Source organism: Streptococcus sp. LYSM12 (assembly GCF_004569635.1).
Classification (GTDB): domain Bacteria; phylum Bacillota; class Bacilli; order Lactobacillales; family Streptococcaceae; genus Streptococcus.
Map to the genome: position 1 here is coordinate 18,524 of NZ_SPOZ01000011.1, position 14,124 is coordinate 32,647.

Here is a 14,124-nt window from a genome sequence, read left to right on the forward strand (position 1 = left end):
TAATAAAGGAGAAAGCCCATGAAAAAATGGCAAAAAGTTGTAGCCCTATCCGCTAGTGCAGCTGCATTGGCAGGTCTTGCAGCCTGCGGAAGTCTCAAAGGAGACAATAGCAAATCCGCGATGACTGATGACGGAAAGACAGTCATCAAGATGTACCAGATTGGTGATGCACCTGATAATTTAGATGTCTTACTTGAACAAGCCAATAAAATTATTGGCGAAAAAGCAGATGCTAAATTGGAAATTCAGTATCTTGGTTGGGGTGAATATAGCGATAAGATGAATGTTATCGTTAACTCAGGTGAAAACTATGATATTGCCTTTGCCTCTAACTATGTGCTAAATGCTCAAAAGGGTGCCTATGCAGATTTGACAGAGATTTACCAAAAAGAAGGAAAAGAATTATACGACTCTCTTGACCCTGCTTACATTAAAGGAAATACTGTTGACGGTAAAATCTATGCTGTGCCAGTAAGTGCCAATGTTACTTCTGCCCAACATTTTGCTTTCAATGGCCCTTTGGTAGAAAAATACGGTGTTGATATTTCAAATGTGAAGACATTGGAAGATTTAGAGCCAGCACTGAAAGTTATTAAAGAAAAAGCACCAGAAACGGTACCGTTTGCTATCGGGAAAAACTACAGTGTATCGAGCAATTTTGATTTCCCAATTTCAACAGAATATCCATTTGTCATTGACCTAGACGGAGATACTAAAAAAATCATGCTCTCTTATGATGTCGAAAGCTATCGAGCAAAACTCCGTACCATGCACAAATATTATCAAGCTGGCTATATTCCACAAGATGTCGCAACGAGTGATACAACCTATAACTTCTCAGATGATACTTGGTTCGTTCGTGAAGAAACAGTAGGACCTGCTGATTACGGTGATAGTCTTCTTACTCGTGTTGCTGGACGTGACATAAAAATCCGTCAATACACAGACTTCTACAAGAAGAATCCAACAACTCAAGTTGCCAACTTTGTCATCTCAAGCACTTCTAAGAACAAGGAAAAAGCTATGAAAGTCTTGACCTTGCTCAATACAGATAAAGAATTACTCAACGGTTTGGTATATGGACCAGAGGGTGTAAACTGGGAAAAAGTAGCAGGGTCTGAAGATCGCGTGAAGGTATTGCCTCCATATAATGAAGGAAACTCTCATATGTCAGGTTGGAATACAGGTAACAACTGGAACATTTACATCAATGAAAACGTAACAGATGAACAAGTAGCTGAAGCGAAGAAAATTTTGGCAGAAGCAAAAGAATCTCCAGCTCTTGGCTTCAACTTCAATCCAGAGCCTGTAAAAGCGGAATTGAGTGCTGTATCCAATACCCTCAAACAATACGCACCAGCTATTAACACAGGTACAGTAGATCCTGATGTTGAAATTCCAAAACTCATGGAAAAACTCAAATCAGAAGGTGCCTATGAGAAAGTGTTGAAAGAATTGCAAACGCAATATGATGAATTTTTGAGTAAACAAAAGTAAGATGATAAAATAGGGCAGATGACCTATTATAAGTGAAGAGTGAGAAGAAATCGAAGTGCTTGTATTAACGGTTTCTCCTCACTTTTTTGTTCAAAAAGGAGATAGAAAAGCGAGGCGTTGATGAGTCACTTGGTACCAAATATTGCACAATTTCAATACCATAAGGAAGAACTGGCGGCTTTTATCCACTTTGGCCCCAATACCTTTCACAATGTAGAGTGGGGTGAACACTATGGAAATATGTCAGTCAAGGACGTCTTTCCATTAAAATCAAAAGTTGATGTAGAGCCTTTAATGGCGACATTGCAAGAGGCGGGTTTTAAAAAGGTGATTGTAACGGCTAAGCACCATGATGGCTTCGCCATTTGGCGCAGTCGTTTTACAGACTATGAGATTGGTCATACAGATTACCAAAATGGTCAAGGAGATGTTCTTGCAGATATTTCAGCTGCTGCGACCAAGTATGGTCTTGCGATGGGGCTCTATCTTTCTCCGTGGGATATTCACGAGAAAAGTTACGGCTATTATGACCAAGACGGAAATCCTCTGGTAGGAGAGGACGGGATTCCGCTTTTGGGTCGGACATGGGAAGAAGTGGAGCAATTAGATGCTGCTGACTACAATACCTTTTACCTACATCAATTAGAGGAAATTTTGAGCAATCCTTGCTACGGCTGCAATGGACGCTTTACAGAAATCTGGTTGGATGGTGCCAAAGGAACAGGAGCTGCTGCCCAGCGCTATAAGCTGGACCAATGGATTGCGACCATTCAGCGCTATCAAGGCAGACAAGCTGGTTATGATACGGATGCCCTTTTGTTTGGCGCAGGTCCATATACCACAGTTCGCTGGATTGGAAACGAGTCTGGTTTTGCCCATGAAACAACGTGGGCACCTGCACGGCTGGTTTATGATGACAGTGGAATTGCAATGGATATAGACACCAATATGCATGACCATTATAGTCAAGGTTATCCAACCGGTGACGTTTGGACAGTGCCTGAGGCGGATGCAAGGATTACCTCAGGCTGGTTTTGGGGTCCCAATAAAAAACGACCGAAACCCCTGTCTGAACTGACTGAAATCTATCTACGCTCCGTCGGTCATGGTGCGACCTTATTGCTCAATATTCCCTTGAATGATCAAGGAAAGGTCGATCAGGACATTCTCGATCGCATCAGAGAGTTTGGCTGTGTCTTACAGACGACTTTTACGACAAATCTGGCACACGGGGCGAAACTGGATACGGACTCGTCTTACAAGCAGGGATTGGAAAATCTACTGGATGAACATCCGTGGACCCACTGGTCTCCTGGTGAGAGTGAGACAGAGGCTGTCCTTACATTGGATTTTGGAAAGCAGACCTCGTTTGATATTGTGTCAATAGAAGAAGCCATTCAAGAGGGACAGAAAATTTGTCAGTATCAAGTGGATATTAGTTTGAACCAGAAAGACTGGTACTTGATGGAGAAAGGAACAACGATTGGTGCGAAGCGCCTGATTGCTCAGCATGGGACACAAGCTCGATTTGTGAAGATTTGGGTCAAAGCAGCAGGAGAAGCTCCCTTGCTTAACCGTATAGGGGTATACCGAGCTGCGCCTGATTTTCAAGTGAACACCACTTCCTCATCGCGTATTACGAAACTCCCTCTGATGTTGGGAGAGATTTGTAGTGGACAGATGCGTCAGCTAAAGGTGCAAGGTAGCCATGTGAGGATTATGGGGGAGAGCGGTTTGTCTAAGGGGACGCTGGATCTGGTAATGGATAATCAGGCGCTGGAAACTCTTGACTATGATGCAATCTCAGAGGGATGTCGTACCTTATTTGATTGGTCTTTAACAGATACGAAGCAGCATACGCTTGCTGTGGGCTTAGAGGAAAAAGATCTGCCCTATGTCTATTTGTTGGTCTATGCTGCTGGTAGCTACATCGAATTTGATCAGAGCCACTATAGTCTGGCAGCAGGAGAAACGGTCTCGCTAGTTGTGAGACGGGTTGGGGCAAGTAACCAGTACTCAGAAGTATGGGTGGAGAATAACCCAGGTTCTGCCGTTCAAGGGGATTATGATACATCGGTAGCTGGTAGGTATGTCTTTGAAGTAGGGGAGTCTGAGCGCCAGATATTGGTGAAGACAACCTCTCAACTGCAAGAAAAGGGGTCGCGTTACTTCACGTTAAATCTAGTGGGAGAAAAGGGAGCACAGCTAGGAGCTTGTTCACAGGTGATGGTGACCATTCAGTCGTAGGTATCCTTAACAGTGAGCGTTTGCTCAGCAAACGTCTATTTCCCTCCTTCAAAGGGAGGCTATACCTTTGGAGCAAATCCATTTTGTCGTCAGATATAGTCATTTCGTTTCTATTTTTATTCTTTCGTTCACTCGTCTTGCTGTACCATTGAGAAAAGTTACACTTTTCTTATCTGTCACTTGAAATAGTTATCAACTATTTCAACTACCTGCGACTCCTTGCCTAGTACTAAAAAGAAACGAAACGGCTATACTGGTGTTTGGAGAGCATCATTTTCTAAAAATTGGGTACATTATATCTTGCTTTTTAATAGAAATACCTCCTATTAAAAATAAATCAAGGCTTGAAAATGTTACTTTCTTACGTTTGTTGTAGTGAGATGTGTTGCGATTGTTTCTTCCCTACTGAAAATATGGTATACTTATGATACAGTTAGAGATGAAAACGTTTTATATGGGAGATTTGAGATGGGGAAAGTGATTGAGTTTGTTTTTCAAAAAGTGTACCTGGCGCTACTGATTTCAGGAATCTTTTTTCTATTGACGGTGTGCGGTGGAGTCGTAGGTGGTCTTGCGCCTGCTGGTGCAACCGTCATGTCTTTAGTTGCAGCATATGGGTACGATTATCGTAGCTACACATGGTCGGAGGGTTGGATTTTGTTTCGAGCCAATATCAAGCGTAGTAATCTAGTCTTTTATTCTTTCTTTTTGTTAGAAGCTGGATTGCTCTATGGTCTCTATCTTGTCGTTCAGCTTCCGCCGTCTATTTTAACGATGATGGTCACCGTTGTTCAAGTACTTTTGGCACTCTTTGTTTTTTTAGCGTATCCCATTTACCTAAAATTACAGGTTTACTTTGAGATGCCCTATCTGGTTAGTCTTAAGCTATCTTTTATTGGACTTTTTGTCAGTGTTCTAGCCTTACTAAAACTGCTAATTGGAACGGGAATACTGCTTTTGTTAGGCTATCATTTTCCAGCAGTAGGATTTTTCTTGTTGATAGGCATCTGGCATTTTTATGCGAGTGATACATTGGAGCCAGTCTATGAGGGTTTGCAGGACAAAGTCAGATAGGGTACAGGATAGTAGAATGAAACGATTTTGGTTAAATTCTCTTTTGCGCATATATGCTTTTGCGATGATTGTTATCATGGTCTTTATCGCTTGCTTGCTGGCTTATTCTAATTGGCGCATAAAAAATCAAGAAGCCCAGCGAGTGGTTCGCTATGCATCTGGTCGTATGTCTGATGAGGTAGAGTACCACTATCGGCGTTCAACGCAGGTCGTTGAATCCTTGACACAGAATGCCATTCAGCTAGAGGGGCTATATAAGTATTTTTCTCTTAGTCCATCAGAATACGCTTCTTGGTTATTGAGTACAGATGTACCACAAGGGATTGAACCGTCTATTCACCGTAATATTTTCAGGACTTATATGCAAAATGAAGCGATTGAGGGGATTGCTATTGCCTTAAATGACTATAAGACGGTTTTTGTTTCTAGTCGTCAGCTAAAAGGTGGTCGTCAGATTGAAGCAGAGTCCTTTACCCCAGACCCACAAGCTTTCCCAGTCTTGATGTATGATAAACTGTCCGAGCAGGTAATTGGGACGGCCTATGTGACAATGAATGAAGAAGTTTTTAGGAAATTAGTAGAAAATACGGATATTCCACTGATTATTCGCATCACGTCGCCTTATGAGCAAGTCATGATGGTTCTAAGGGAAAATCAAACTCTGGAAGTTGGTGAATGGCTGAGCAGGGAAACAGCACACGATTACAAGGTAGATATTGCCCTACCAAAAGGTTATCTATTTTTCTTAAATTTTGTGCAAACGCTTGGGATTGTGGGCACCAGTCTTGTGCTCTCAGGGGTTCTCTATCTCCTCTTGAAACGGGTCTTTAAAAATTACCAAGTACAAGTTAGCGATATTGTAGAAACGATGCAGGTGATTGCGCACGGAGATACGGCCAAGCGTATCAATGTGGAGACCAAGGAACGGGAGTTGCTACTGATTGCGGACAATACCAACCAAATGTTGGATAATCTCAACCAGAATCTACATGATATTTACCAGTTGCAGCTGAGTCAGAAAGATGCCAATTTACGTGCCTTACAGGCTCAAATCAACCCACATTTTATGTACAACACGTTGGAATTTATCCGTATGTATGCCGTTGTCCATGATCAAGATGAGCTAGCAGATATTATCTATGAATTTAGCAGTCTTTTACGCAATAATATTTCCGATGAAAAAACAACGACCTTGGAGCAGGAGTTAGAATTTTGCAGGAAATACAGTTATCTATGTATGATGCGTTATCCAAAATCAGTTGCTTATGATTACAAGATAGCTCCAGAATTAAGGAACTTTCGCATTCCCAAGTTCAGCATCCAGCCTTTGGTTGAAAATTATTTTGCCCATGGTATCGATCATCATCGCTTTAATAATGCGATTAGTGTCAAAGTTTTTCAGCGGGATGGCGGCATTGAAATTTTGATTCGTGACAATGGCAAAGGAATGTCAGAAGAAGTCTTGAAGCGTCTTCAAACAATCTTACAGCAACGCAGATTTGATCATGGTGATCAAGAGCAGCGTTCCATTGGGATTGTCAATGTCCACGAACGCTTTGTCCTCTTTTTCGGGGACTGCTACGAGATTCAACTGCATTCTGAACAAGGTCAAGGTGTGACCTACAGTATCTTCATTCGTCAGGAGGAATCCGCCTAACATTATCTTGTTGGTGATTTCAGAGGTCTAGAAAGAGGAAAATATGTATAAGGTTTTATTAGTTGATGATGAGTATATGGTGATTGCTGGATTAAAAAAACTGATTCCTTTTCACCAGTATGACATGGAAGTAGTCTACGGTGCTAGTAGTGCTACAGAAGCTCTCAGCTATATCGCTCATCATCCAGTAGATGTCATCATTACAGATGTCAACATGCCAGGGATCAATGGTCTTGAAATGGTGCGTCAGATGAGGAAACAGTTGCCTCATGCTGCTTATATCATCTTATCAGGCTATAAGGAATTCGAATATGTAAAGACGGCTCTTAATTTGCAGGTGGCTGATTATCTGGTCAAGCCGGTTGACAAGGTGGAATTAGGACAGTCCTTAAGTCAGATTGCTCGCACTTTTGCTTCCAAAAAAGTTGCTTATCCATTATTGCGGGCGGATACGACAGAAGAAGAATTTGAACAGATGTTAAGAACCAAGTCCTCGGTCTTTCTCGCAGCGGCAAAGACTGAGCAAGGAGAGCATGCTGTGCCCTTTACGGTACTAGGACAGTCAGTTTTTCTATTTTTGACAGAAGATGAGGGGGACTTTCTTCTTTCCAGACCTTTTCACGCTCCCTATGTGGCCTCCTTTCAAGAATTTACCAAAGAATTGGAAACCTATTTTTTTTACGGGAATGTTGCTTTGCAGCCCAATACGAGTGCTTTTCGCTATTATGAACCAATCTATCGGGTCATTATCCAAGGGAACTTGCAGCAGATTTTGGAAGAACTCGGTTTGTTAGAAGAAATTGTCTTGAAAACAACCCCTCGAGTATCTACGACCAAGCAACTGTTTATCCAGTTTGTAATGGACGTTTTTCATCTCTTTGAACATTTAAAGCCGGATGACATGACGCAAATCATTAAAAAATTGGAAAGTAGTAAGACATTTGAGGGCTTATCCCAGTGTATGCGCAAGGAGATTACCCAACTTTTTAGCCAGCATCGTCTGAATGAAAACGTAGCCAATGTTCTTGAGTTAATCAGTTCTCATTATCGTCAAGAAATTTCTCTCAAAGACATCGGTGCGCAACTCTTTATTAATCCTGTCTATCTTGGGCAGTTGATTAAAAAAGAAACGAACTCAACCTTTGCCGAGCTTCTGAATAAGCAGCGGATTAAAGCGGCTCAACAGCTCTTACTTGCAACCAATAACAGCATAGAAGACATTTGCTATTCTGTTGGCTATAGCAATGTAGGCTATTTCTACAAAGTTTTTCGTAAGCTCTGTGGCAAGTCACCCAAGGCTTATCGCCAGCAAGTATAACTTACTCCTCTATAAAAAACCAACCTGGTTTTCACCACTGAGAATGGTGAGAGGATGGAGATAGGGAGTGGGAAAGACTGAACTCTTTTTCTACCTGTCGCGTTCTTTCACGCTCCCTGTTCGGCCGCAAGGCGGTAGCTAGCTGGCAATTCCCTAAACCTTTATTTGGGACTGGCCTAACTATCTTCGCTCAAAAATTGGTGTACTCGTTTAAAACGGACGGTGTCTTCTGAACCTCCCAGTCGTTTGGCTGGGAGGTTTTCCTATCTTGATTGTTCAGTTTTTACAAAAAATAGGGCTAAAGTTTAGGGCTTGTTGGGAGAGTTCACGGACAATGCTAAGGTCACATCTTGAAAAAATCGCTAAAATCGGCTATAATGAATTGTAAGAGAAACCAGCAGGTGAGAGTCCTGCCGTGCGTGAAGAAAGGAAGCAGACCTTGCTCTGCTATAAAGTAAGTAAAAGATATGACATCAGTTGTTGTTGTAGGTACCCAGTGGGGAGATGAAGGTAAAGGAAAAATCACAGACTTCTTGTCTGCCAATGCAGAAGTGATTGCACGTTACCAAGGTGGTGACAATGCAGGTCATACGATTGTGATTGATGGAAAAAAATACAAGTTACACTTGATACCGTCAGGAATTTTCTTCCCAGAAAAAATCTCTGTTATTGGAAACGGTATGGTGGTCAACCCCAAATCCCTGGTTCAGGAATTGGACTATTTGCATAAAGAAGGTGTAACGACGGATAATCTTCGGATTTCAGATCGAGCACATGTGATTTTACCCTACCACATCAAACTGGACCAATTACAGGAAGAAGCGAAAGGTGCCAATAAAATTGGAACGACTATAAAAGGGATCGGTCCAGCCTATATGGATAAGGCTGCACGTGTGGGAATTCGCATCGCAGACCTCCTTGATCGTGAGATTTTCAAAGAACGCTTGGAGCGTAATTTGGCAGAGAAAAATCGTTTGTTTGAGAAATTGTATGAGAGCACGGCGATTGCGTTTGACGAAATTTTTGAAGAATACTATGAATATGGTCAGCAAATTAAGCAATATGTGACAGACACATCTGTTATTTTGAATGATGCGCTTGATCAGGGAAAACGCGTTCTCTTTGAGGGAGCACAAGGGGTCATGCTTGACATTGATCAAGGGACCTACCCATTTGTAACCTCATCAAACCCGGTTGCTGGTGGAGTGACGATTGGTTCAGGTGTTGGACCGAGCAAGATTAACAAGGTAGTTGGAGTATGTAAGGCCTATACGAGCCGTGTAGGAGATGGCCCATTCCCAACAGAACTTTTTGATGAGATTGGAGATCGCATTCGTGAAGTCGGTCATGAGTATGGTACAACGACAGGTCGTCCGCGCCGTGTTGGTTGGTTTGACTCAGTGGTGATGCGTCATAGCCGTCGCGTATCAGGAATTACCAATCTATCTTTGAACTCTATTGATGTTCTTTCAGGGCTTGAAACTGTGAAAATCTGTGTGGCTTATGATTTAGACGGCAAGCGGATTGACCATTATCCTGCGAGTCTAGAAGAACTTAGACGTTGTAAGCCAATTTATGAAGAATTACCTGGCTGGTCTGAAGATATCACAGGTGTTCGTAGCCTTGAAGACCTCCCAGAAAATGCTAGAAACTACGTCCGCCGTATTAGTGAACTCGTCGGTGTCCGTATTTCAACGTTCTCTGTAGGTCCAGGTCGCGAACAGACCAACATCTTAGAAAGTGTATGGGGTTGAAATAGTCCGGTGGACTATTTCAATCGGGAAACAGGAATTTGCGCCAGCACATTTTCACTCCCCCAAGTCCGGTGGACTATTTCAATCGGGAACACGGGATTAGCGTTAGCACATTTTCATGATGACAAGGATAGTCAACCTACTTAACATTAGGGATAGGGATTTGATTTATTACCAAGTCCCCACTCGTAAGGTAGCTTTACGAGGCACAGGCGCCTCCAATGGATGACTGTTCATTGAGGTTTGTTCTAACCTAAGCTGCTTCTGTTAACAATTTTGAAGTCATAGACGGCAGTTAAGCTCTATTTAAGTTTTTTGGTCTATACTAGGAGCATCAAATAAAGATCTCCTCCTTATTTGATAACTTTCTACATTTCCTATTGAAGAGTCGCCTAGTTGGCGGCTTTTCTTGGTGAGATAAAAATCGCTAGACAGTCGTGCCATGTTAGTTTTTACCCTCCATCGTCCATTATCTTTCTATAGCCGTTTAGTACTAGGCAAGGAGTCGCAGGTAGTTGAAATAGTTGATAACTATTTCAAGTGACAGATAAGAAAAGTGTAACTTTTCTCAATGGTACAGCAAGACGAGTGAACGAAGTAATAAAAATAGAAACGAAATGACTACATTCCTTCGTTCATTCGCTTGGCCGTATTCTCGTACAGCCTGCAGGTCCTTGCCTCGCACTAAAAGCAAACGAAAAGACTAGAAACTGTAACAAGAATGGCTCCCTTGTTTCCAACTTCTTTCTTTTTGGAGAATTTTTTGGTATAATGAGGTATATTGACTAAAAGGAGTGATACTACGATGCAATATTTATTTCCACTCATAATGGTAGCTATGCTGGGCTTTATGATGTTTTCTCAGCGTAAGCAACAAAAGAAACGAATGGAAGCCCTCAACCAAATCAAAAAAGGGGACGAGATTATTACTATCGGTGGTTTGTATGGAATTGTTGATGAAATAAATGACCAAAAAGTCGTTTTGGATGTAGACGGTATCTATTTGACATTTGAACGTTCAGCGATTCGTGGTCGTGTGAATCAAGTAGCTGAGGTTGAAACAGCTATTGAAGAAACCGTTGTCGAAGAAACTGCTGTAACAGAAGAATAATTAGGCAGGAAGCATCTTTTTGATGCTTTTTCTTTTTGTGTAAACGGATGCTGTCTATACTTTATAACCAGCATTATCTGACAAGTTTTCACAAGTGATACTCTATAAAATCAAACTCTGTACAGGCAATGAAACCAAAGCTAGAACTGACGTTTAGCAAGGTGAGTTAACGACATCAGAGTTTGATGTTGACGAGTATGAGAATGGTGAAAGCTTAGAGCTAAGGATAGGAAAGCTATCCACCTCTAACCTAGAGGTAAGATTGAATAAGTACGGCAAAGAGAGTTAACGAAGGAATAAAAGATAAACGAAGCGACTATAGCAGATCATCTCACGATACATACATGAAAAAAGGTTTGTTGTTGGACAGTGCTTTTTCATAGGTGAAGCAGTGTTTAAGAAAGAGGAGTATCCTAGCATTGAAAACGAGGGATTCGCTTCTTGAAATGTCGATTTGATGAAATGATTTTAAAAAGTGCCTGCAGCTAGAAGATACTTACATGCATTTTTTTATGCCTACGGCAGGGGATACCCCTTGTACTTTCGTATTTTTATCAAAATATGGTATAATAAACTGATTATAATGTGAGGATAAAACATGTTCCGCTTTCCATTTAAGAAAAAAGAAACGATTGAACCAATGATTCAGGTCCCTAAACACCTTGCCATCATCATGGATGGGAATGGTCGTTGGGCGAAAAAGCGTATGCAACCACGTATTATGGGACATAAGGCTGGTATGGATGCATTACAAAACATTACCAAATCAGCCTCAAAGATGGGCGTTAAGGTATTGACAGTCTATGCCTTTTCGACGGAAAATTGGACCCGCCCAGAAAAAGAAGTTACCTTTATTATGAACTTGCCTGTTGAGTTTTATGATAAGTATGTGCCTGACTTGCATGCTAATAACGTGAAAATTCAGATGATTGGTGAGCATTCCCGGCTGCCAGAAGCGACCAAAAAAGCGATGGAAAATGCCATGCAAAAGACCAAGCATAATACAGGTTTGATTTTGAATTTTGCTTTGAACTACGGAGGGCGCGATGAAATGACTCATGCAGTCAAAGAAATTGCGCAAGCTGTCTTAAATTCTGAGCTTCATCCTGGCGATATTGACGAACAACTGATTGCCGATTACCTCTATACTAATACATTACCAGCTAGTTTACGGGATCCAGATTTAGTCATTAGAACGAGCGGTGAATTGCGCTTGAGTAATTTTTTACCATGGCAAACAGCCTATAGTGAGCTGTATTTTACGGATGTCTCTTGGCCAGATTTTGATGAAAAAGCGCTTCATGAAGCGATACAAGAATACAATAGACGCCACAGACGTTTCGGTGGTATCTAAGAAGGAGAAATTATGTCAAAGGATTTACAGAAACGAGTGATTTTTGGTGGACTAGCCCTAGCTATTTTTATTCCTTTCCTGCTAAAAGGTGGAGTGTCCTTTCAACTTTTTATCGCTCTTCTAGCTATGATAGCGACTGCTGAACTGATTAAAATGCACGGCTTATTTCCTAATTCGATTGAGGGAATGTTGGCTATGCTGGGAAGTTTGGTCTTGACTCTGCCACTAGAGCATTATCTTCCCTTTCTGCCTGCAGATGGAAATTACACAGCCTACGCTATTGTGGTATTTTGCTTGTTAGGTTCGACAGTCTTTAATCTTCAGCGGTATTCCTATTCAGAAGTTGTCTTTCCCATTGCCTCAAGCTTTTATGTCGGCATTGGTTTTCATCATCTGATTTTAGCGCGTATAGACGGTTTGAATAAGATTCTTTTTGCCCTATTTATCGTCTGGGCGACAGATATTGGCGCCTATATGATTGGTAGTCAGATTGGACGGCGTAAGCTCATGCCTAAGGTATCGCCGAATAAGACGTTGGAAGGAAGTCTCGGTGGGATTGTATCAGCTCTTGTCGTAGCTATCATCTTTATCTTGACAGATAAGGGGGTGGCAGCAGGTTATTCACTTGTAACGATGCTGCTTTTGGTCGTTCTTTTCTCCATTTTTGCCCAATTTGGAGATTTGGTCGAAAGTGCTATCAAACGCCGTTTTGGAGTTAAGGATTCTGGTAGGGTGATTCCAGGACATGGTGGCATCTTAGACCGTTTTGATAGTTTGATTTTTGTCTTTCCAATCATGCACTTTTTTGGTTTATTCTAAGGAGGAATGATGAAAGGAATTTTAGCATTTATTTTTATTTTTGGTGTGATTGTCGTTGTCCATGAATTTGGACATTTCTACTTTGCTAAGAGATCAGGAATTCTTGTTCGTGAATTTGCGATTGGGATGGGACCGAAAATCTTTGCGCATATTGGTAAGGACGGAACTGCCTATACCATTCGCATTCTCCCCTTAGGTGGCTACGTCCGCATGGCTGGCTGGTGTGAAGATAAGACAGAGATTAAGACAGGAACGCCGGTTTCACTCAGTGTCAATGAAGAGGGTACGGTTACTCGGATAAATATCTCTGAAAAAATCCTAGATGCCGCTAGTCTGCCGATGAATGTGACGGCTTATGATTTTGAAGAAAGGTTAGAAATTACAGGCCTGGTCTTTGATGAATGCAAGACTTTCACTGTAGACCACGACGCGACAATTGTGGAAGAAGACGGGACAGAAGTCCGTATTGCACCGCTTGATGTCCAGTATCAAAATGCTTCTATCTGGGGGCGTTTGATGACGAATTTTGCAGGTCCGATGAACAATTTCATCCTAGGTTTTGTCGCTTTTGTGCTCTTTTTCTTTTTACAAGGAGGAGTGCCAAATTATATGACCAATCACGTGACAGTAGCAGAGGGCGGTGCTGCTCAGCAAGCAGGTCTTGTCACAGGAGATCAAATTCTTGCAATCAATGGTGAAAAGGTCAGTGATTATGATGCGATTGCTAGCGCCATTGCTAAAGCTGGTCAAGATGCCACATCAGCTCCAGTCCTAACGGTTGAAGTTAGTCATGAGGGGCAAAAAAAGGTTCTGGATGTGGTGACAAAAGAGCAGGAGGGACATTATTATCTAGGTGTTTCGCCCATTTTGAAGACAGGTTTTGCTGACAAACTCATTGGAGGGTTCAAGGAAACCCTTTCTACCAGTATGTTGATTGTTCGGGCTCTGAAAAATATTATTTCCCAATTTGATTTAAATAAGCTTGGTGGCCCTGTAGCCATTTATCAGATTAGTTCCCAAGCAGCCGATAGCGGTTGGGGGTCTGTCTTGCGTTTGTTGGCTATGTTGTCCATTAACCTAGGGATTTTTAACCTTATTCCGATCCCGGCTCTTGATGGTGGAAAAATTGTAATCAACCTCATCGAAGCCGTTCGTAAAAAACCACTCAAACAAGAAACAGAATCCTATATTACCCTAGCAGGTGTAGGTCTTATGATCATCCTGATGATTGCAGTCACTTGGAATGATATTTTACGTGTCTTTTTTTAAAAGATTGAACTAAAGGAGAGAAAA

The 14,124-nt window shown here is 41.7% G+C and carries 10 protein-coding genes; all 10 read left to right on the top strand.

Features of this window, described 5'->3' with window-relative positions:
- Positions 1 to 18: 18 nt before the first annotated feature.
- Positions 19 to 1,497, top strand: coding sequence for an ABC transporter substrate-binding protein (locus E4T79_RS04765; protein WP_135028230.1), 1,479 nt, complete (start codon positions 19 to 21; stop codon positions 1,495 to 1,497).
- 120 nt (positions 1,498 to 1,617) lie between these two features.
- A complete protein-coding gene (locus tag E4T79_RS04770; RefSeq protein ID WP_135028232.1) occupies positions 1,618 to 3,744 on the top strand; it encodes an alpha-L-fucosidase in 2,127 nt (708 codons plus the stop codon).
- A gap of 468 nt (positions 3,745 to 4,212) precedes the next feature.
- Positions 4,213 to 4,818 carry a DUF624 domain-containing protein gene (locus tag E4T79_RS04775; RefSeq protein WP_135028234.1) on the top strand — a complete coding sequence of 202 codons (606 nt, stop codon included), beginning with the start codon at positions 4,213 to 4,215 and terminating at the stop codon, positions 4,816 to 4,818.
- A gap of 16 nt (positions 4,819 to 4,834) precedes the next feature.
- A complete protein-coding gene (locus E4T79_RS04780; RefSeq protein WP_135028236.1) occupies positions 4,835 to 6,475 on the top strand; it encodes a sensor histidine kinase in 1,641 nt (546 codons plus the stop codon).
- A 43-nt stretch (positions 6,476 to 6,518) separates the two neighbouring features.
- Complete coding sequence (locus tag E4T79_RS04785; RefSeq protein ID WP_135028238.1) at positions 6,519 to 7,793, top strand: response regulator transcription factor; 1,275 nt, start codon at positions 6,519 to 6,521, stop codon at positions 7,791 to 7,793.
- A 467-nt stretch (positions 7,794 to 8,260) separates the two neighbouring features.
- Positions 8,261 to 9,547, top strand: a complete 1,287-nt coding sequence (locus E4T79_RS04790) for an adenylosuccinate synthase (RefSeq protein ID WP_135028240.1) — start codon at positions 8,261 to 8,263, stop codon at positions 9,545 to 9,547.
- Between the two features lie 805 nt (positions 9,548 to 10,352).
- Positions 10,353 to 10,658, top strand: a complete 306-nt coding sequence (yajC, locus tag E4T79_RS04795; protein ID WP_135028242.1) for a preprotein translocase subunit YajC — start codon at positions 10,353 to 10,355, stop codon at positions 10,656 to 10,658.
- A gap of 598 nt (positions 10,659 to 11,256) precedes the next feature.
- Entirely contained in the window at positions 11,257 to 12,012 is a 756-nt protein-coding gene (locus E4T79_RS04800; protein ID WP_135028245.1) for an isoprenyl transferase, read from the top strand.
- 12 nt (positions 12,013 to 12,024) lie between these two features.
- Complete coding sequence (locus E4T79_RS04805) at positions 12,025 to 12,831, top strand: phosphatidate cytidylyltransferase (protein ID WP_135028247.1); 807 nt, start codon at positions 12,025 to 12,027, stop codon at positions 12,829 to 12,831.
- Positions 12,832 to 12,840: 9 nt separating this feature from the next.
- Complete coding sequence (rseP, locus tag E4T79_RS04810) at positions 12,841 to 14,100, top strand: RIP metalloprotease RseP (RefSeq protein WP_135028317.1); 1,260 nt, start codon at positions 12,841 to 12,843, stop codon at positions 14,098 to 14,100.
- Positions 14,101 to 14,124: the final 24 nt, after the last annotated feature.

Bases quoted from the DNA above. Each gene is read 5' to 3' on its own strand.
- E4T79_RS04790 (WP_135028240.1), top strand. From the start codon at position 8,261: ATGACATCAGTTGTTGTTGTAGGTACCCAGTGGGGAGATGAAGGTAAA.
- E4T79_RS04805 (WP_135028247.1), top strand. From the start codon at position 12,025: ATGTCAAAGGATTTACAGAAACGAGTGATTTTTGGTGGACTAGCCCTA.
- E4T79_RS04775 (WP_135028234.1), top strand. From the start codon at position 4,213: ATGGGGAAAGTGATTGAGTTTGTTTTTCAAAAAGTGTACCTGGCGCTA.
- E4T79_RS04765 (WP_135028230.1), top strand. From the start codon at position 19: ATGAAAAAATGGCAAAAAGTTGTAGCCCTATCCGCTAGTGCAGCTGCA.
- rseP (WP_135028317.1), top strand. From the start codon at position 12,841: ATGAAAGGAATTTTAGCATTTATTTTTATTTTTGGTGTGATTGTCGTT.
- E4T79_RS04785 (WP_135028238.1), top strand. From the start codon at position 6,519: ATGTATAAGGTTTTATTAGTTGATGATGAGTATATGGTGATTGCTGGA.
- E4T79_RS04780 (WP_135028236.1), top strand. From the start codon at position 4,835: ATGAAACGATTTTGGTTAAATTCTCTTTTGCGCATATATGCTTTTGCG.
- yajC (WP_135028242.1), top strand. From the start codon at position 10,353: ATGCAATATTTATTTCCACTCATAATGGTAGCTATGCTGGGCTTTATG.
- E4T79_RS04800 (WP_135028245.1), top strand. From the start codon at position 11,257: ATGTTCCGCTTTCCATTTAAGAAAAAAGAAACGATTGAACCAATGATT.
- E4T79_RS04770 (WP_135028232.1), top strand. From the start codon at position 1,618: ATGAGTCACTTGGTACCAAATATTGCACAATTTCAATACCATAAGGAA.